Here is a 19,155-nt window from a genome sequence, read left to right as displayed (position 1 = left end):
AAGCTAACGGAGGCAAACCACCTTTGATGGCTGCTTAACCTCTACTTTTAAATTCAGTTATTTATGGGAGGATTACCGGTGCAGTTGGTTTTGGCGGCATGTTCTCTGTTTATAGTTATGTATCTCCAATTTTAACTGAATATACACACGCCGATATTCGTATCGTCCCGATTGCGCTAGCCATTTGGGGTGTTGGTATGGTGATTGGAGGTCTCGTTTCAGGCTGGCTAGCAGATAAAAGCCTATTTAGAACGATGATTGGAATTTTGGTGAGTTCTGCACTCGCCTTTGTACTTGCAAGTTTTATGATGTCTAATCTCTATACTGCGATTACAGCCTTATTTCTGATTGGTTTCACTGTGATTGGATTAGGTGGCGCATTACAAACACATTTAATGGACATCGCAGGCGATGCACAAACATTAGCGGCATCATTAAATCATTCCGCATTTAATTTAGCCAATGCCTTAGGCGCATTTCTTGGAGGATGGGTACTTAGCCATAATATGGGTTGGTTAGCACCGATCTGGGTGGGTTTTGTTTTAAGCCGGGGTGGTTTGGCAATTCTGCTCATTGCACTGGCGTATGCAAAATACTCACAGAAAAATGAATCTGTCGTTTTAATGACAGATTGATCAGTTTATCGATATGAACTGATCAATTTATTGAGTTGTTGGTTATGCCATTTAGATAAGAATAACAAGGCTGCGATCGCTCCAATTAAGGCAAAAAACATATCAGATTGAGTGTCCCATTCATATCCTTGTGTACCAAGAAACTCTTGCGCACCTTGTCCAAGCGCTAATGCAGCTGCCCATTCAATCAACTCATAAGTCGCACTAATGGCTAGTACAATACAGATCACAATAAAACTAAGCATTTTCCCTTTGGCTAAAATCTGATGTCGAATCAAAATTTCCCGTGCGGCTATGGCAGGCACAAAACCCTGCATAAAATGTCCAATCTTGTCATAAGGATTTCGATCTAAACTGAACCATTGAGCGATCTCAAAACCCAAAGGTACCCGTGCATAGGTATATGCTCCACCTACAATTAAAACAATGGCGTGCAAGAAAATTAAGCTATACAAAAGATTGGTGAGGGGAAATGTTTTATAGGTGTAAATCAATAATGGAACAATAATTAAGACAGGCAAAACCTCCATCAACCACGTACCACGGTCAAATGGATGAATACCTGAAATGATTAAAATCAACATAAGAATAAATGCCGCACAACACAACATCAGTTTTTGACTCATATAATCTCCTCTAATTTTATTATTTTGTCTTAACATGACTCGATTCTTAAAATTGATCCTCAACTCTATTTTTCATTAAACTTGACAATATACTTGAGGTTTATTCGGATAATTTTTCACCACAATGCGGACAGTAATGATATTTCTTTTTTTCCTGTTGCTGATCTTCAAGCAGCTTCTCCCTAACCAACTGGATGATAATTTCATGGGTCTGCTCTTTTGGCAAACCCACTTTTTTCCGAATTCGTTCAATTTCAACTTGGTCATGCAACAAGTCCAGCTCATCGGCTTGCAAGGCTTCACGAAACTCCTGTTCCAGTCTTTGATTGCGCTGGTTTAATTCATTTGCAAGACCTGAAGCCAAAATACCTGCAGGCAAAGCTGCAATACCAACACCTAGAATAGTAATAAACGCACCTAGTATTCGACCCAAATTGGTTACAGGTGTTACATCACCATAACCCACTGTTGTCAATGTAACAACCGCCCACCACATTGCTTTTGGAATTGAGCTAAATGCTTCAGGCTGAGCTTTATTTTCCACCACATAAATTGCGGATGCCGTCATCACAATCATAATGACCAAAATGAAAATAACTGCTTGGAAAGAACCTTTTTCTCGTTGAATTACCCTTAATAATATCTGCAATGACACAAAATAACGGGTTAGTTTGAGTAATCGGAATAGTCGTAAGACCCGTAGAAAACGCAAATCGATATGCACAAAGAAGTTCAAGTACGCAGGTAAAATCGCCATTAGGTCAATAATCGCCCCACCACTTTTCATCCAGCGAAACCGTTGTTTCCATGCTGATTCCTGTGGATTTTTCTCAACGATGCTCCATAGCCTTAATAAATACTCTCCACTAAAAATAAGAATTGAGAGATTTTCAAAAATATCGAAATAAGACTGATACAGCTTATACAAGTCATTTACTGACTCCAGTAGCACCGCTGCAACGTTGGCAATGATCAGGGAAATCAGTACATAGTTTACACAGGTACTTACTTTACTTTTATAGTCATCATCATGCAGATTGTTATAAACAAACCGTCTTAGGCGTTGCCATGAAAATTGAGCCATACCATATTTATCGTTATATAAATCAAGCTAAAATGTATCATGTTGCCTGAGCGTTTGATAAGTCATTTCTATTTCAGGCCACCTCACACTTTATGAATAATAGGAAAGTGGCTTTGTGATGAGTCAATATCATCATCCTTGTGGTGATTGGCGGACTGTGGTGGAAAGTGTTGGGCTATTGGTGATTAAATATAAGGAACATTCTGTACGAATAGAAATGTTCCTCTAAATTTAAATACCCAAATGTAGAACATACAAACTATTATTAGAATGAATGATCTTCTGCATAAGTTCTGCCAATATTTTAAATTGTCCTATCACGTCACTCTTTTGCATAATGATTTTTTCATAACCTGCTGTTTCTCGTAAAATACGATCAACATTTTTATTTGGGTCAATCACATCATCATATGCATGAACAAAAGTATATGCGCCTGTTAACGTTAAAACTTTTGGTGATAACTTTAAAACATTAACTAGACTAGAAAACAATTGAAATGCTTCTTTAGCCCCATCTCCATCAATCACTGTTACACCATAATAATTTAACCCAGTATGCCTAACTTTTAAACTTGGATTATAGGTAGGTATCCATTTTAAAAAATCATTAAAATAAACAATAAGATCATCATGGATTGAAATATCATAAGAAACCTTACCGACTAGCTCGCAGCAATCATCATAAGAGAATTCATTTTTATTCAATAAAACAAAATCATGTAGTAGTGGCATAAATAGAACCTCAGTTTAAATGGTAGTTTTCTCTATCAGTCAAAGCTTTCCACTCTTCATGGCTATAAAGCTTAAGATTCTTCAGTTGAGTACCTACTAATAAAAAGCGATCGTCCCATGTCAGTACTTCTCTACAGTCTTCTAAATTTTTGTTTGAAAAACAAGGAAATAAAGTCGGATTAAAATATATTAATCCAATTTCAAGTAAATGCTTAATCTCTTTAGGATTTTCAGGAATAGAGTGAAATACGGGTATATTTTCTATTAATTTGCGAGCAATTTCATGAGGTTCAGAATCTAAATCATCCAAATACCATTTTTGGTCATCACACCTCCATAAATAAGCAGTAAAACCATTTTGCTCAATCAGTAATGTCTCTGTAATTGCATTTGGTTCCTCATACCAAACAGAAAATGCTAAAGTTTTTGTCGGAATAATTGAAAATTTTGGCGGTTTTAAATAAGGATAATCCTTTAACATTAAAGAAACTAAATCTTTAATTGCTATTTCTAGATCCTCAACCTTCTGATTTTTATGGATAATGTTAACTAGTTCAGAAATATTATCTCTTATCGTCAAAATACTTTTCATTTTATAAAAAATAAGGGCTGATTACTCAGCCCTTATTTTAGCTTTTTGCTCAAACAAAGCATAGCTTTGTTCTTGCGCTAGGGAAAAGCCTTTCGGCTTTTCTTGATCCTAGCTCATTAAGTCAATTGAGCAGCTTGGATTTTCTTGGTGTCAACTTGATCAGCTTCTTTTGTATATTCACTCATCTTGTCGAAGTTCAAGTATTTGTAGATGTCAGCAGAAGCGCTGTCAATTTGTGACGCGTACTGTTGATATTCTTCTGGGCTTGGTAATTTACCAAGAACAGCAGCGACAGATGCAAGCTCAGCAGAAGCTAAGTAAACGTTTGCACCTTGACCTAAACGGTTCGGGAAGTTACGAGTAGATGTCGATACACATGTCGTGTTCGGTGCTACACGTGCCTGGTTACCCATACACAATGAACAGCCTGGCATCTCAGTACGCGCACCAGCACGACCATAGATGTTGTACAAGCCTTCTTCCATCAACTGGTGCTCATCCATACGTGTTGGTGGAGCCAACCATAAACGAGTAGATAATGAACCACCAGGTACCTTGTCAAGTAACTGACCAGCTGCACGGAAATGACCGATGTTGGTCATACAAGAACCAATGAATACTTCATCAATCTTGTCGCCTTGAACGTCAGAAAGAAGTTTTGCGTCATCTGGATCGTTCGGGCAGCAAAGAATTGGTTCTTTGATGTCAGCTAGATCGATTTCGTAAACTTTTAAGTATTCAGCATCAGCATCAGCTTTTAACAAGCTTGGGTTGTCTAACCACTTCTGCATGTTTTCAGCACGACGAGCAAGTGTACGTGCATCGCCATAACCTTCTGCGATCATCCACTTCAACATCGTGATGTTAGAACGTAGGTATTCAGCAACTTTCTCTTCAGAAAGCGTGATTGAACAGCCAGCAGCAGAACGTTCAGCAGATGCATCAGAAAGTTCGAATGCTTGCTCAACAGTCAAGTCATTTTCCATTTCTGTTAAGTCGATCTCAAGGATACGACCAGAGAAGATGTTTTTCTTACCTTTCTTCTCTACAGTTAAGTCACCAGCTTTGATCGCGTAGTAAGGAATCGCATGTACAAGGTCACGTAAAGTGATACCAGGCTGCATTTTACCTTTGAACTTAACAAGTACAGACTCAGGCATGTCAAGTGGCATAACACCAGTTGCAGCTGCGAACGCAACAAGACCAGAACCCGCTGGGAATGAAATACCGATTGGGAAACGAGTATGTGAGTCACCACCAGTACCTACTGTATCTGGAAGTAACATACGGTTTAACCAAGAGTGGATAATACCGTCACCAGGACGTAAAGATACACCACCACGGTTCATGATGAAGTCAGGTAATGTATGGTGAGTTGTTACGTCAACTGGTTTTGGATAAGCAGCAGTGTGACAGAAAGACTGCATCACTAAGTCAGCTGAGAAGCCCAAGCACGCTAAATCTTTTAACTCGTCACGAGTCATAGGACCAGTTGTATCTTGAGAACCAACAGTTGTCATCTTAGGTTCACAGTAAGTACCTGGACGGATACCTTGACCTTCAGGAAGACCACATGCACGACCAACCATCTTCTGAGCTTGTGTAAAGCCTTTACCAGTGTCAGCAGGTTGTACTGGAGTACGGAATAAAGTAGAAGGTGCAAGACCTAATTCTTCACGTGCTTTCGCAGTTAAACCACGACCAATGATCAAGTTAATACGACCACCAGCACGTACTTCGTCTAAAAGTACAGGCGTTTTAAGCTCAGCTTCTGCAATTTGTGCACCGTCTTTGAATGCAGTAACTTTTGCAGCAGTATGATCAATTTTCAATACAACTTCGTCGCCCATGTTCATGTTCGCAACGTCGATTTCTACAGGTAATGCACCTGCATCTTCCATTGTATTGAAGAAAATTGGAGCGATTTTAGAACCTAAGCACACACCACCATCTTTTTTGTTTGGAATGTGCGGAAGTTCGTTACCGAAGAACCAAAGTACAGAGTTAGTTGCAGATTTACGGCTTGAACCCGTACCAACAACGTCACCAACGTAAGCAACTTGGTTGCCTTTCGCGATTAATTCTTTGATTTGGTTTAATGGACCAACTTCACCTGGTTTTTCAGGGTTGATACCGTCACGCTCGTTTTTCAACATTGCATTTGCGTGTAATGGGATATCTGGACGGCTCCAAGCGTCTTGAGCTGGAGACAAGTCATCAGTATTTGTCTCACCTGTTACTTTAAACACAGTGATTTTGATTTCTTCTGGAACGTCAGCACGGCTTGTGAACCATTCTGCTTCAGCCCAAGATTGTAAAACAGCTTTAGCCGCAGCATTGCCTGCTTTTGCTTTGTCTGCTACGTCATGGAATGCATCAAATACTAGAAGAGTTTTCTTCAATGCTTCTGCAGCTAATTCAGCAAGCTCAGCATTGTCAAGAAGTTCAACTAAAGGAGCTACGTTATAACCACCAAGCATCGTACCTAGTAAGTAAACTGCACGCTCTTTAGTTACAAGTGGAGAAGTTGCTTCGCCTTTTGCTAGAGCAGCCAAGAAAGCAGCTTTAACATATGCAGCTTGGTCAACACCTGCTGGAACACGGTTTTCAAGCAAATCTACTAAAAATGCTTCTTCGCCTGCTGGTGGATTTTTTAATAAAGTTACAAGTTCAGCAGTTTGAGCATCATCAAGCGGCTTCGGTGGGACTCCGAGTGCGGCACGTTCTTCAACGTGTTGGCGGTAAGCTTCTAGCACAGTGTTATTCCTCTTTTTTAAAAAATTACTTGTAAGTTCCAGCTTGCTACAAGCTTTACAAGTAATATGGACAGCAAAATTTTACTAGACTTCGCGTTAAAAGTTAATGCAACTACCGTATTTCTACGTGATGCCCATTATTTTATAGCGAAATGTTCATCTCTTTTGAATACCGCTTTGGTCTTAGATCAAAGCTTAATAAAACAACAAATTACATGCATAAAAAACGACAACTGATGTGTCTTTCAAATGAACCTATTAAAATGATTTATAGTTTGGTAGCTGGTCATGTGGTGTAGCCAAGCATTGTTCAGTAAATTTCTGTTTCAACTGTTCACGTTCTGCATCAGGATTCGCCTTCAGTTGGTCGATTGGCATTGCATATACCGTTTCAATAATTTCAAAGATAAATTTACGTGTTGTTTCATCTTCAATTTTATCTGCATGTTCTTTTGCTTGCTTTTGTTCAATGCCATTTTGACGGTCCAAAGTAATTGAACGCGCTGCATTGCCCACACTGACACAATAACCATGCCACTGTTCTGCTGGAGTTAATTGCTTTTTATCTGCACAACCAACTAGCACCAAACCTATTGCAATCAAAAAAACTTTTTTCATCATCGTACTGCGATTAATTTGATGCACACATCATACTGAAAGTTGTTCATTTTGCAAAAAAAGAAGCGTTTAAATCCGTATGAGCTGCAATAAAATAATACAAATCATTTACTGCAACGCATGCTATTACCCATTTTCTGACATTTACCGCCTGTAGAAGAAAGATAGGTTGTGCCAGCAACTAAATTATAAGGTTTACCTTTCGTATCCCAACATCTTACACCATTGCAATTCTTCACAGGGATCAGTGCTTCGCTAGCAGCTGTAATGGTTGCATTTGAGGTTGCAGTAGTTGTACCTGTTGATTTCACTGTTTGGGTTGTTACCGTTGGAACATTTTTTTGTTCTTTGTTATTGGGCACGGAAACATTTATTTCACTGGGAGTTGTCACTGTTGCATTTACATTTTTTTTAGTTGGATCAAGTTGAGGTTCCTGTTTCTGAGTTGGAGGTGGTGTTGCTGAATATGTTGTTACACCACGTGCGTCAACCCACTTATAGTATTCTTTAGCATTTGCTTGGAATGTAAAGCTGAGTAATATTAAGCCTATAGTTGCCAAAAGTTGACTTAAAGTGACAGGTTTCATCCACTCCCTCCAAAAAATGTCATTAATCTATATATTTATCAATAGCTTATTTTTATTTTAGCATATTTTTAAAAATACCCAGCATAAAAAAACCTGCTTTATTCTCATAAAACAGGTTTTCTAAAAAAGCTTTAAAAACGCCAATTATAGAATACGTCAATGGCTCTCTCTAAAGATTGACTTGCTTCTAAGTATAAACGGCGATTCATTTGATAACGCAAGGTCAATTTATTTACAGGTGTAAATACGCCTATGCCATAACGAATAAACAGGTCTGGCGTGATATAGCCCGTTAAACTCACTTGGGTGTCATCACCTGTACCCTGTGCATCAAGTGCTAAACCACTGAGACCAAATGTCCGACCAATCTGATTCGTTAACGCCCGTGTTCCTCCTAAGCCCATACTGATGCCTGCGGCTGCAATGGTATTGTTTACATCAGATTTAAAGCCTTCTGTATTACTTAGGCCGCTACTTCCTTCATTGATACGACCTGTGACCAATGCATTCAATGCTTCTTGTTCAGATAAACCTGCATCATTATAAATTTGAACATTTGGAACGGTTGCTGTCCCAGTCACACGTAAACCAACCATACTACCTTGGACTGATTTATTCGCATCAATATCAAGTGTTGGATTCGCAAGTGGACCGTTAAAACGTGCAATTGCGCGGTTCAAATCTAAGCTTTGACCATAAGCTTCAATCTTCACTTTCTGACTTACACCAATCGCACCATTTGCTCGCATTGCAGTTTCTAAACCACGTTGTGATAAATGCAAGCGACCAACCAATGGAATATTACTTTCAAAACCTTGGAAGATCACTTGATTGCCCAATGTCAGAGTCATATCCGCGCGAATATCCCACGGTTTAGCTGCTTTCAATGTCGAAAGTAAATCTTGTCCTTGCTGTACGACTCGTACATCTGGTGAAATATTTACAACTGGTGCAGTAGTCTCTGGCATTGAAATACGCGCGCGAGGAACATCAATTGACCCTTTCAAGCTTAAGCGCTGATCAAATGGATAAACATCGAGGCTTAAATCAGGCTGGACAATTGCAGTGATCATCGGTGCCTGACGAATCAATAAGTTATCACCTTTTAAGGTTAATGCCAGATGGGGTTCCTCTTTCCAGTCAAAACTACCTTTTAATCGCCCAACCCCTTGTCCACTGTTGAACGCACCATCAATACTGGCTGAATCTTGTCGAATAGACGAATAAAGCTGAATGTTGTTTAGATTTACAGGCAGTGAAATCATACTAATTGCGCCATTTTTTAAGCGCATTTCACCTGTAAATTGTGGTTGAGTCAGTGTGCCATTAATTTTTCCAGCCAGTGCAAGCGTGCCCGCCATTGAACGCACATCTTTAATAAATGGCTTGAATACTTTGAGTTGTACATTATCAAAAGCAACTTCACCACGCATTGGCATTCCATTTTGAAATGGATTCACGATCACGTTAGCGTAACCTGTACCAATGTCCGGTGTTTTCATATCCACACGGAATAATAAGCCATCATTGACACTTTTCGCGATTAAGCTCAATTCATCATAGCTGACTGTGGTCGCAATATCTTGAGGATCATCAGGTGCAAGGCCCAATGCTCCTTTACGAGTGACTAAACTTGCATCTAGTTTTGGGCGACTACCTTTAGCCCACGAAGCTTGAGCATAACCATTCAGTTGACCAGTAACTGCTAAACCTTCTGGCATAAATACCGCAAAATCATTTAAATCTAGATTTTTAGTAACAACTGAAAAATTACCTTTATTTTGGCTAATACGTGCCGATTGATCTAAACAAACCTGACTATGCAGACTTTGCCAACAATGCTGTCCAATATAAAGTTCAGACTGGGCTGTAGAATAAATGATCGCTGCACTTTGATTTTGTACTAAATCAATACGACGTGATTTAAAGTGACCTTTTTGTAATTGTCCTAACCATTCATTGTTCTGATTGAAACCACCTGCAAGCTGTACATAAAAATTAGATTGGCGATTATTACTTTCAACTTTTAATATATGTGCTTTGCGCGTGCCGCCTAAGTTAATCGTTGCATTTTCTATTTCACGATTACCACTACGTAAACGATCAACTTTGGCAACTAATAATGTAGGTGTTGCTTCAGAAGTCGGCAATTCACCCTGAATACGCAGTGATTTAACACTTGCCACATCCTTGAATGCGAAATTATCCACGGCAATATTTGCAGTTGCTTTTAAACGTGGTTGTGATTGAACGTTTAAAACGCCGTAGGCACGACCTTGCAAACCTGGATAAAGCTCATACAAGGCTGGAGCATTTAGTTTCACTCTTAAACTTTGTGCATTGCCCGTGGCTTGTAACTGGTTCTGAGCATAGGCAAAAAATAAGTTATTGGCTTCAAACTGTTGCGGTAAAAAACCTTTCTGGTTGGAGTCTAACAACAAAGTAAGGTTACCACGACCACGAACAGGTTTATTATTCAGAAAACCTGCCGCGTTTAAATCTCGAATATCGATGCGCTTCAGCTTTTCAGACCAAACACCTTGTGTTTTAACATGCCCTGAGAGTTCACCTTTAAGTGTTGAAACAAAATACTGTGGTTTGAAGCGTACTAAAGATGCATTGATATCCCAACCAAGTTTATCTTTTAGGTTCACAGCACCTGTAGCAAAAATCTTACCTGCCACGCCATCATGTTTTAACTCATTAATTTTTATATATTCTGGTGTTCCTGCTACGTTGATTTTCAACAGTCCATTGCCTTGATTTAATGCATTTAATGAACCGTTGTAATCAACTGCAAAACTTTTAAAACCTCCACCAGACTTCTGATCATTAAACATTAAAGCGGCTGTACTTTTGCCTTTTAATGCAACGGTTTCTATACGATCTGACTGAACAATTTGACCTTTTAAATCAATACGATCAAATTGAATGATCTGTCGATTCGGTTTTGCAAAACCAGTTGCTTTAATATCGCCATTTAATAAATTAACAGGTGCAGTAGCAACGACTGTTTGTGGATTAAAATTCTTGGCTTTAAGCTGAGCCTGCCAGGCTAACTGTTGCTTTTCAGTAGGTAGTTTAACTTTTGCTCGCCCAGATAAACTCCCTTTCGCAGCCTGATAACGAAAGTTTTCAACATTCAGTAGATTTGATTTTATATCAAGACGGGCATCATATTTACCCGTTGGTAATAATGCTTTCTCATGAGGTTTCACTGTTGTAGAAACATAGATATCTTGTTGACCTTGTTTTAAGGCGATGTCGGTATGACCGTCTTCGCTAGTCAACCAACCAATATAAGGAACTGCCCGATCTATATTTTTCCATGCCACATTTAATAGCATCGGCTGTGGTTTGTGATCTTTCGATGCAGCTTGATTGAGTTTAACAGCCCAAGTTTCATATTGATCAAAAGCAAGCTGTGCACTTAAAGCTAAACCTTTTTCCATAGACCCAGATGAACTTAAATGAGCATCTAAATTAGGCGGTAAAAAATCCTTTGCAATTTGCGGAACAGTTTTATCTTTAGGGTTTAAATGATCCAAACGACCTTGAATATCCCATGAAACATGCTCATGCCAATTGACTAAACCTTTGAGCGCAATAGATCCACCCATTAACTGACCATTAAAGTCTTGAATATTCAATTGATTCTTTAGATCTGTCTCCATTAAAGCATTGTATTTACCTTCGGGGATTTGCTCACCTGTCAAATCGGTATCTAGATTTAAAACCAATTTTCGAATATCGCCGCTAAATCTTGCAACACCATCTTTGGCAAATAATTTCTGTTCTTGCAACAAAGGTAAATGATAATTTTTAAAAAGCAGTTCGCCTTGCATCGGTACGTGATCACGCACTGGGTGTATAACAGCCCAACCTGTTAATAAATCTGGGGTCTGTGTTGCGATACCTGCTTTTAATGTATCTAAAGATCCCGCTGCAACAACTTTAATAGTATGAATATTTAAACTTTTTAACGATGGAATAATTAGATCTGCTTTCGCATTAATTGGATATTTACCACTAAAATCCATTTTCCCTGTGGCGTGTTGGACTGCCAAATATCCCATATCCATTTTAGAATCCTTAAACTCTAATTTGGTTCCAGACCATAGGGCATCTTTCAAGTAAATATCATTAAAACCAACTTTCGATGTTTGAGTTTTAATCTCAAGATGATCAAGAGTTGCTTCATCTACACGCAATACGAATGGAAGTTTGATTGCATCAAAGGCAAATGGTTTACCTGAAGGCGATTTTTTGTTGATCACTTTCAGATTACGTACATCAGCATGACTTAAATGTATTTCTTTATTTAAGATTGCGCGCCAACCAAGAGAAACATCGGCACGATCCAAAGTAACATCCACAGCTTTTAATTGAACTAAAACATTCTTAAGGATGATTCCTCTGAGTAAATTTCCACCCTCATATTCATAACGAATCATTTTTTGGCTTTGCAGTACCCGATCTAATAAAAAACGACTGCCTTTGTCGGTAGAAATCATAACGATTAAAGAGCTAACCAATAACAGAAGTATGACCGACAAAATTAAAGCAACACTTCTCACGATGCGTCGTTCTGGTCTTGGTCCAACTGGTGGCGTTAGTTGCGGTTCTACTTCCGTCATAATCAACCTAAAATTGTTTGAGCTTTTCTAAAGGATGTTTTTAAATTATTAAAGCTGTGAGCCGATGAAAAAATGTAATCGGATCGGGTTATTGTCATTGGAAATACCAGATGCCACATCAAGCCGTATTGGTCCTATTGGTGATCTCCAACGGATACCAACACCAATACTATATTCGGTTGGGTTACTAAACTGTTTGTCATATGAATTACCAAAATCAGAGAAAATTGCTGCTCGCCAACCATCTTTAAACTGATAATTGTACTCTAAAGATCCTACGCCTAAAGCTTGTCCACCGATTTTAAAACCGTTCTCCTCTGGCGAAAGACTTTTGTAATCGAAACCGCGTAAGGACTGGTCTCCACCTGTAAAGAAACGGAGATTATAAGGCACTTTTTTAAAATCATCTGTGAAAATATAACTGGTGTCAGCTCTACCTACAAATTGGTGATTTTCATTTTCACCCAATGAATAAATAAAACGCCATCCACCTGTCAAAATTGCCATATTTGCATTTGATAATAATGACTCTGTCCCTAATTCAAGCTTGTAGGTTTGCTTAAAACCTTTGGTTGGATTCAAGAGGGAATTACTATTGGTCTTAGAAAGTTCATATCCAAATAACAAGGATTCTTGTTCCGAATCAATCCCTGATACTTTAAAAGCGTCAGGTAATTCATTGATATCAATATCACCTTTTTTAGTTAGGCGATCTAAACGGTAACGTAAACCAATGATGTGTTGCCAATCACCCAAAGGATTTTTAATAACACGTTCACCACCTAAAACAGCGGACTCAACCAATAAATTAATATCTGGGCCAATGTCATTGCGCTCTTCACGCTCGTAACCACCGACAACATTAAAATAATCATTTAACGGATGTTTATAAGGAATGCTATATCGCCCATCTATAGATTGACGAATTTGCGACACCTCAATGTTGGCATCAAATGCATGACCATACTTATTTACAATTGCTCGTCTGTATTGACTACGCACACGAGCACCCGTGTCTGTACCGTAACCAATACCAGTTTCTAAACTATTCAAGCGGTCGGCATTAAGCGTTACTACGACTGGAATTTTTTTCTCAATTCTCGTTTGCTCTTCTAATTTCTGGCGTTCATCTTCTTCATCATCATGTTCATGTGATAAGGGCATAGAGCGTGCTAGAGCATAGGCTTGAGGGGGTTGACCTCCAGAGAATTGTGTTTCATCAACGACATTTTGCGTCACTTGTTGTGCAGAAGTTACTTTTTGTCTTGCCAATTCTGCTTTCTGTTGACTATTTAGCAATTGAGATTGTTGGATTTTCTGTTGATCGACTAAAGCTTGAAGATCTGGCGCTAACTCTAAAGTAGGCTGAACTGGATTAGGTTTAATCGTATCTACCAATGTGTAATTAAAGTAACGTGTATTCGTTAAGTTATTTGCTAAGGCATTTACACGCCAAAATGCATAGTCATCACCCTCTTTCCAAGGTGCCAAACTATCTAAAACTTTTTGAGTTAAAGGCAATGGCTTAGTTGGATCACTCATACGATACTCAACTTGTTTAAGTTTATATCGCTCGCCCGTCTCATATTTTAGATTAATTTCAGCTACTTTTTCTGGCTGGGTAATTTTGACATCATGTAAACGCCAATAACTATCAAAAAAACCGTTATCCGATGCGGCATTCACTATCTTTGTTTTTGTTGTTTCATATTTACCGTGATTAAAGATATCCCCTTTGTCTTGTTCTGGGATCAAGCGTAAAACTTGGAAGTGAGGCAGGTTTTCACCCGCACCAGAAAATTCAATATTTTGCTCTTTAATACTGACGGGTTCATTCGGTGTGACAATGACTTTAACTTTATTATCACTTACCCTTTCAAATTTATACGTGGCATTATAATAGCCTACAGCTTGTGCAGCCTGATTGGTCAACACTCTTAACTGAGGTAAAGCGGTGTTAAAGTCTTCAAAAGATTCTTGAGTAAAACTTGATAGTTTGGCTTTTATATTTGCAGCCAACGCAGCAGGTGCGCCAGTTACATCAGCGGTAATACGCGGAATTTTCTCTGCGCCCATCAAGTTATCTGGGTGAAAACGGTTCCATATTTTTCGAAAGAATCCGACTTTTTCTTCAGACTGCTCACTTTGTGTTTGAAACTCTGGTAATGTTCTACCTGTTTCATTTGCTTCAACGACAATCTTACTGTCGGTTTGAATATCTTGCATCAGCCGATTAATATCCACTGGAGCCTTAGTAATTTCTATCAGTTCAGGCTGTGAAATGTCTTTAACAACTGTTGGTGGATTTTTTGACGTACTTTCTCGATAAGCTTGGGCCTCATTTTTTGCATTCTCAGCCTCACGAAAAATTTCATTCGCCATTGTTTGGTCAACAGGGATAACTGGCAAATTTTCTAAATTATCATCAAGCTGAATCGGTTTTAATTCATTAATCTGATTATTAGACTGCTCTTGCTGTTTCAATGCCAACAAGCTGTCTTGTTCGGCTTGATTAGCAAGAGACTGATTTGTACTGCTTGATAAAACAGTTGATGTATCCTCAGTACTTTGATCAGATTTAACTTGATTCAAAGACTGTTGGTCTACGGTTTTATTATTTGATGTATCTGTTAATTGTTCTTGCGCACAAGCAGCTGATATACAAGAAGTAATTAAAAAAGTGCTACAAATAAGTTTAGGAAAGCTCTGCATTTTAAATATTAAATGCATAGAATGAACCAACGTTAACTGTTTAAAATTAGCTTTAGATGACATGTAGAACTCTAAACTTATTTTTAATTTATCATTTGTGACTGGTGAAAATACTTCAAATCTTTGATTTTCATCCAATCAAATATCAAAGTATCATACATGCATTTTGTAGCATTTTTACAGTACGTCACATTTTTTTATAAAACACAATCAAGTGAACACACAATGAAACAAGATGAGCGCTTAATGACATCACGTCGGTTTGCACCGATGTTTTTCACTCAGTTTTTTGGAGCCTTAAATGACAATGTTTTTAAGCAAGCTCTACTTTTAGTGATCACTTATGGTTGGATCCAGCAACAAAGTGCCCCCGTCAGTACACTCAATAATCTAGCTGCCTTATTATTTATCTTGCCTTACTTTTTCTTTTCTGCAACTGCTGGGCAAATTGCTGATAAATATGAAAGATCTCAACTCATTCGCTTTATAAAAATATTAGAAATTATCATTATGTTGATTGGAACCGCAGGGTTCTTGCTTGGAAATTTATGGTTACTACTTTTTGCATTATTTCTGATGGGGACGCATTCAACTTGTTTTGGTCCAATCAAATATGCAATTTTACCAGAAATTCTAAAACAAGAAGAATTGATGTCTGGCAATGCACTTTTCCAATCAGGTACATCGATCGCAATATTATTAGGAATGATTCTTGGAGGTGCAGTTATTGCATCATCGGAAGGAAACTTATTGTGGATTAGTGTCACTGTTATCATCATAGCTTGCTTAGGCTATTTATGTAGCCGATTTATTTTACCGCAAAAGGTTGCAGCCCCAGATTTACAAATTGATTGGAATTTTTTTCGTACAAGTTTTCAAACTTTAAAATATGCTAAAAGCCTTCCGATCATATTTATTGTTTTGCTCGGTAATTCTTGGTATTGGTTTTATGGCGCAACCTATTTAACTCAAATTCCTCAATTGACCCAACAAAACCTGCATGCTTCTGAAAACGTTGTCAGTTTACTTCTCACCTTTTTCTCTGTTGGCATTGGTGTAGGTTCATTACTGTGCAGACGTATCGGTGGTACAGAGATCAATATTAAAATGGTACCTTACGGTGCGATTGGGTTAACGATCTTTGCTTTGTATTTAGCAGCGAGCCTCTCTTTTGTTCCTGAGCGAACTGGCGATTTACTGAGTTTAAAAGATATTTTTACCCAAGGTGCCGTGTACTATCATGTCATGCTTGCCGTGACTTTATTAGGTATTAGTGGTGGATTTTATATTGTGCCGCTATATGCAATGATGCAAGCTTACTCACCACGTTCTCACCGTGCGCGTGTAGTGGCCGCAAATAATATTCTAAATGCTGTATTTATGGTTTCTTCTGCAGTTTTCTCAATTTTAATCTTAAGCGTTTTAAAAATTGATATTAAAATATTATTTACGATTACTGCAGTTTTAAGTGCAATTTTCTCATTTTGGTTATTAAAGCGTTTAAAACCGTTGTTAGAAAATGCACCCAATACTTTAGAGGATTAATATATGCGTCATTTTACAGGTATCGATAAACTTATTAATTCTTTTGATCAGGCGCTTCGTAGCTTAGTGCCAGGGGCAACTGCTGCTCAGCGATCTAATCCAGCAAATTCAGAACCTTCACAATTATGTGTTAGCGATGCTCGCCATGTAGCAGGTTTAATGCGTGTCAATCATAGTGGCGAAGTCTGTGCACAAGCGCTTTATCACGGCCAGGCGCTCACTGCAAAACTCCCCCATGTTCGAGAAGAAATGCAACAAGCTGCGATAGAAGAACAAGATCATCTCGCTTGGTGTGAAGATCGTTTAAAAGAATTAGACAGTCATACGAGCGTACTCAATCCAATTTGGTATGGTTTATCTTATGGCATGGGTGCAATAGCAGGTATTGCAGGTGACAAATATAGCTTAGGGTTTGTCGCTGAAACTGAACGCCAAGTCAGCCAACATCTACAGGAACATATTCAACAACTTCCATTTCATGATGATCGTTCACGTAAAATTTTAGAACAAATGAATGAAGATGAATTACACCACCGTGATACAGCATTAAAGGCTGGAGGTGTTGATCTACCTGTACCTGTGCGTATTACCATGACAGCTATATCAAAATTAATGACTAAAACCAGTTATTATCTTTAGTAAAACTAAGCCTCTCTTCGTAAGTTGGAAAGAGGTTTAAAGCACTTATCATACACATTGTTTCTGCCAATTTCCTGACCATCCATAAGCAGTAACTCGAGTTATTGCTTCTGCATGGTTTAACTTAGCTGCTTTACAATACCATTCCTTTGCTTGTATTTTATCTTTTTCAATACCTAGTCCATATTCATATAAAATACCAATATTGTACATTGCACTTGCAGATTTTAGATTAGCAGCTTTTAGATACCATTCCATTGCCGTATTATAATTTTGTATAACACCAGTTCCATCATAATAAAGAGTGCCTATAAAATTTATTACTTCTTCATCACCTGAATCCACAGCTTTACGATACCACTCCATTGCTTTTTGGTTATTTTGCCCGAATCCGCCATTTTTAGCATAAAAGTTACCTATCTTCATCATTGCTGTCATATCTCCAGCATCCGCTGCTTTGTAATACCATTCCAGCATTTTTTGATCATCTTGCTCTACAATTTCCCCTTTGGCATAAAAAGTACCTATAGCCATCATTGCTGTCGTGTCACCAATATCCGCAGCTTTTTTATACCATTCCAGCATTGTATTATAGTTTTGAGTTACACCTTTAGCATTACGATATAATGTACCTACTGCAGTCATGGCTGTTGTATTACCCAAATCGGCAGATTTTTTAAACCATTCCATTGCTTTTTGTTCATTTTTAGGTACACCTAATCCTGCAAGATAAGCTGCTCCAAGTTCTTTCATCGCAAAATGGTGACCAATATCCGCAGATTTATGGAACCATTTCATCGCTTCATTAGGTAAACCTTTTGCCATCCAAACAAAGCCCAAAAGATTGGCGGATGCAGCATGATTCTGATCAGCTAAAGTAACTAAATCTTTATAATTTTGACCTGAGAAATTAGCTGCATTAATAAATATTTCGGCAAAAGGATTTCCTTGTGATAATGTATGCTCTGCTGCCTTATACCTTTTCTTCTGATTTATAGGATTTTTTAATAAGATATTATCCGCTTCTTCGATATATTTTTTAGTCTTTTCTATATCATTTACAGATGCAACCTGAGTTTGATTCATTTTAAGTACATATTTTTGTATTTTTTCTTGCGCTAAATGGCTAAATCTTCCATTGGGATATTGTTTTAAATAAGCTTGATAACTCTCTGCATCTGTTTCATTTTTAATACTATCCCAAAACACCAGTTCAGCATCAGCAGTAGTACTGTTGGTATTTTGCTGAATATTAATCGTGGGTTGAATAAAATAAACATCTATACTTAGATTTCCCTCACGAGTAGGTACTTGTTGCCCTTTAGTTACAGTTCTAACTTGATCTTTGACATCATCAAACATACCCATAATAGACTTATCTTTTTTTCGCATTACTTGTGCTAAAGCTGTAGCATATGGGCTATTCCCTGTGTTGCCATCCTGTGCTACTTTGCCCGCATCAGTTGCATAGGCAATCAATAATTCATCTCCTGTTACCTGTACTCGGCTTAAACCTTTGGTGGCACTTTTAAAACCGCTATTAGGACGATCTCGACAGGCATCCAAAATCACAATACGAGCTTTTGCACCTTGTGTCGCATTGATAAGTTCATCTGATGTGACAGCCCCTGTTCGCAAATCTACAAGATGTTCAATTTGGGCATCTGTTGCTAATAGATAATTCTGCCGATTATCCCCTTGCTGCCCATGCCCTGAAAAATAAATCAATGCAATATCCGCATCTTGTGCAGATTGATTAAAGTCATTGATTGCACGATTTAACGTCCGAAAATCTGCATTTTTAATCAATTTGACATCATCAAATTGGAGTTCGCTTTTTAACGTATTTTGTAATAAAACCGCATCATTAATAGGGTTAGCCAGTTTATTTTCATGTTGATAAGCTGCATTACCAATAACTAAAGCAACACGTTTAGCATAAGCATGATGTGCTATAACACTCATCCATATCAACACAACCATTTTTATCAA

Annotated in this window: 12 protein-coding genes and 1 pseudogene; 3 read left to right on the top strand and 10 right to left on the bottom strand. The window is 38.1% G+C overall.

What is annotated here, in order from left to right; translation table 11 throughout:
* Nucleotides 1–77: 77 nt before the first annotated feature.
* Nucleotides 78–635: pseudogene (locus CDG59_RS13000) on the top strand (MFS transporter); the annotation flags it as partial.
* A gap of 5 nt (nucleotides 636–640) precedes the next feature.
* Here the strand turns inward: CDG59_RS13000 and CDG59_RS12995 are convergent.
* From CDG59_RS12995 to CDG59_RS12955, 9 genes are all read right to left on the bottom strand, one after another.
* On the bottom strand, nucleotides 641–1,261 hold the full coding sequence (locus tag CDG59_RS12995) for a DUF2238 domain-containing protein (RefSeq protein WP_087545669.1): 621 nt from the start codon (nucleotides 1,259–1,261) through the stop codon (nucleotides 641–643).
* Between the two features lie 100 nt (nucleotides 1,262–1,361).
* Nucleotides 1,362–2,345: an ion transporter gene (locus tag CDG59_RS12990; protein ID WP_087545668.1), complete on the bottom strand. Its 984-nt coding sequence runs from the start codon at nucleotides 2,343–2,345 to the stop codon at nucleotides 1,362–1,364.
* A 231-nt stretch (nucleotides 2,346–2,576) separates the two neighbouring features.
* Nucleotides 2,577–3,077 carry a hypothetical protein gene (locus CDG59_RS12985; protein WP_087545666.1) on the bottom strand — a complete coding sequence of 167 codons (501 nt, stop codon included), beginning with the start codon at nucleotides 3,075–3,077 and terminating at the stop codon, nucleotides 2,577–2,579.
* A gap of 10 nt (nucleotides 3,078–3,087) precedes the next feature.
* Nucleotides 3,088–3,669 carry a hypothetical protein gene (locus tag CDG59_RS12980; protein WP_087536171.1) on the bottom strand — a complete coding sequence of 194 codons (582 nt, stop codon included), beginning with the start codon at nucleotides 3,667–3,669 and terminating at the stop codon, nucleotides 3,088–3,090.
* 116 nt (nucleotides 3,670–3,785) lie between these two features.
* On the bottom strand, nucleotides 3,786–6,425 hold the full coding sequence (locus tag CDG59_RS12975; RefSeq protein ID WP_087545665.1) for a bifunctional aconitate hydratase 2/2-methylisocitrate dehydratase: 2,640 nt from the start codon (nucleotides 6,423–6,425) through the stop codon (nucleotides 3,786–3,788).
* Between the two features lie 258 nt (nucleotides 6,426–6,683).
* On the bottom strand, nucleotides 6,684–7,043 hold the full coding sequence (locus CDG59_RS12970; RefSeq protein WP_087545675.1) for a hypothetical protein: 360 nt from the start codon (nucleotides 7,041–7,043) through the stop codon (nucleotides 6,684–6,686).
* A 104-nt stretch (nucleotides 7,044–7,147) separates the two neighbouring features.
* Nucleotides 7,148–7,630 (bottom strand): DUF4124 domain-containing protein, encoded by a 483-nt coding sequence (locus CDG59_RS12965; RefSeq protein WP_087545664.1) that lies wholly within the window; start codon nucleotides 7,628–7,630, stop codon nucleotides 7,148–7,150.
* 131 nt (nucleotides 7,631–7,761) lie between these two features.
* On the bottom strand, nucleotides 7,762–12,267 hold the full coding sequence (locus CDG59_RS12960; RefSeq protein WP_087545663.1) for a translocation/assembly module TamB domain-containing protein: 4,506 nt from the start codon (nucleotides 12,265–12,267) through the stop codon (nucleotides 7,762–7,764).
* A gap of 48 nt (nucleotides 12,268–12,315) precedes the next feature.
* Entirely contained in the window at nucleotides 12,316–15,042 is a 2,727-nt protein-coding gene (locus tag CDG59_RS12955; protein WP_087545674.1) for an autotransporter assembly complex protein TamA, read from the bottom strand.
* Between the two features lie 162 nt (nucleotides 15,043–15,204).
* Here CDG59_RS12955 and CDG59_RS12950 point away from each other — a divergent pair, with 162 nt between their 5' ends.
* Both CDG59_RS12950 and coq7 read left to right on the top strand, forming a co-directional pair.
* Nucleotides 15,205–16,524, top strand: a complete 1,320-nt coding sequence (locus tag CDG59_RS12950; RefSeq protein WP_087545673.1) for an MFS transporter — start codon at nucleotides 15,205–15,207, stop codon at nucleotides 16,522–16,524.
* A 3-nt stretch (nucleotides 16,525–16,527) separates the two neighbouring features.
* Nucleotides 16,528–17,163, top strand: coding sequence for a 2-polyprenyl-3-methyl-6-methoxy-1,4-benzoquinone monooxygenase (gene coq7, locus CDG59_RS12945; RefSeq protein ID WP_087545662.1), 636 nt, complete (start codon nucleotides 16,528–16,530; stop codon nucleotides 17,161–17,163).
* Nucleotides 17,164–17,211: 48 nt separating this feature from the next.
* Here the strand turns inward: coq7 and CDG59_RS12940 are convergent, their stop codons facing one another.
* On the bottom strand, nucleotides 17,212–19,146 hold the full coding sequence (locus tag CDG59_RS12940) for a caspase family protein (protein WP_227519127.1): 1,935 nt from the start codon (nucleotides 19,144–19,146) through the stop codon (nucleotides 17,212–17,214).
* Nucleotides 19,147–19,155: the final 9 nt, after the last annotated feature.

Origin of the sequence: Acinetobacter sp. WCHA29, assembly GCF_002165335.1 — a bacterium.
Taxonomy (GTDB): domain Bacteria; phylum Pseudomonadota; class Gammaproteobacteria; order Pseudomonadales; family Moraxellaceae; genus Acinetobacter.
Note: the sequence above shows the minus strand (reverse complement) of the source record. Positions and strands in the feature narration are given on the sequence as shown.

Excerpts from the sequence above, each read along its gene's own strand:
- CDG59_RS12965 (WP_087545664.1), bottom strand. The coding sequence starts at position 7,630 with ATGAAACCTGTCACTTTAAGTCAACTTTTGGCAACTATAGGCTTAATA.
- CDG59_RS12980 (WP_087536171.1), bottom strand. The coding sequence starts at position 3,669 with ATGAAAAGTATTTTGACGATAAGAGATAATATTTCTGAACTAGTTAAC.
- coq7 (WP_087545662.1), top strand. The coding sequence starts at position 16,528 with ATGCGTCATTTTACAGGTATCGATAAACTTATTAATTCTTTTGATCAG.
- CDG59_RS12985 (WP_087545666.1), bottom strand. The coding sequence starts at position 3,077 with ATGCCACTACTACATGATTTTGTTTTATTGAATAAAAATGAATTCTCT.
- CDG59_RS12940 (WP_227519127.1), bottom strand. The coding sequence starts at position 19,146 with ATGGTTGTGTTGATATGGATGAGTGTTATAGCACATCATGCTTATGCT.
- CDG59_RS12950 (WP_087545673.1), top strand. The coding sequence starts at position 15,205 with ATGAAACAAGATGAGCGCTTAATGACATCACGTCGGTTTGCACCGATG.
- CDG59_RS12995 (WP_087545669.1), bottom strand. The coding sequence starts at position 1,261 with ATGAGTCAAAAACTGATGTTGTGTTGTGCGGCATTTATTCTTATGTTG.
- CDG59_RS12990 (WP_087545668.1), bottom strand. The coding sequence starts at position 2,345 with ATGGCTCAATTTTCATGGCAACGCCTAAGACGGTTTGTTTATAACAAT.
- CDG59_RS12955 (WP_087545674.1), bottom strand. The coding sequence starts at position 15,042 with ATGTCATCTAAAGCTAATTTTAAACAGTTAACGTTGGTTCATTCTATG.
- CDG59_RS12970 (WP_087545675.1), bottom strand. The coding sequence starts at position 7,043 with ATGAAAAAAGTTTTTTTGATTGCAATAGGTTTGGTGCTAGTTGGTTGT.
- CDG59_RS12960 (WP_087545663.1), bottom strand. The coding sequence starts at position 12,267 with ATGACGGAAGTAGAACCGCAACTAACGCCACCAGTTGGACCAAGACCA.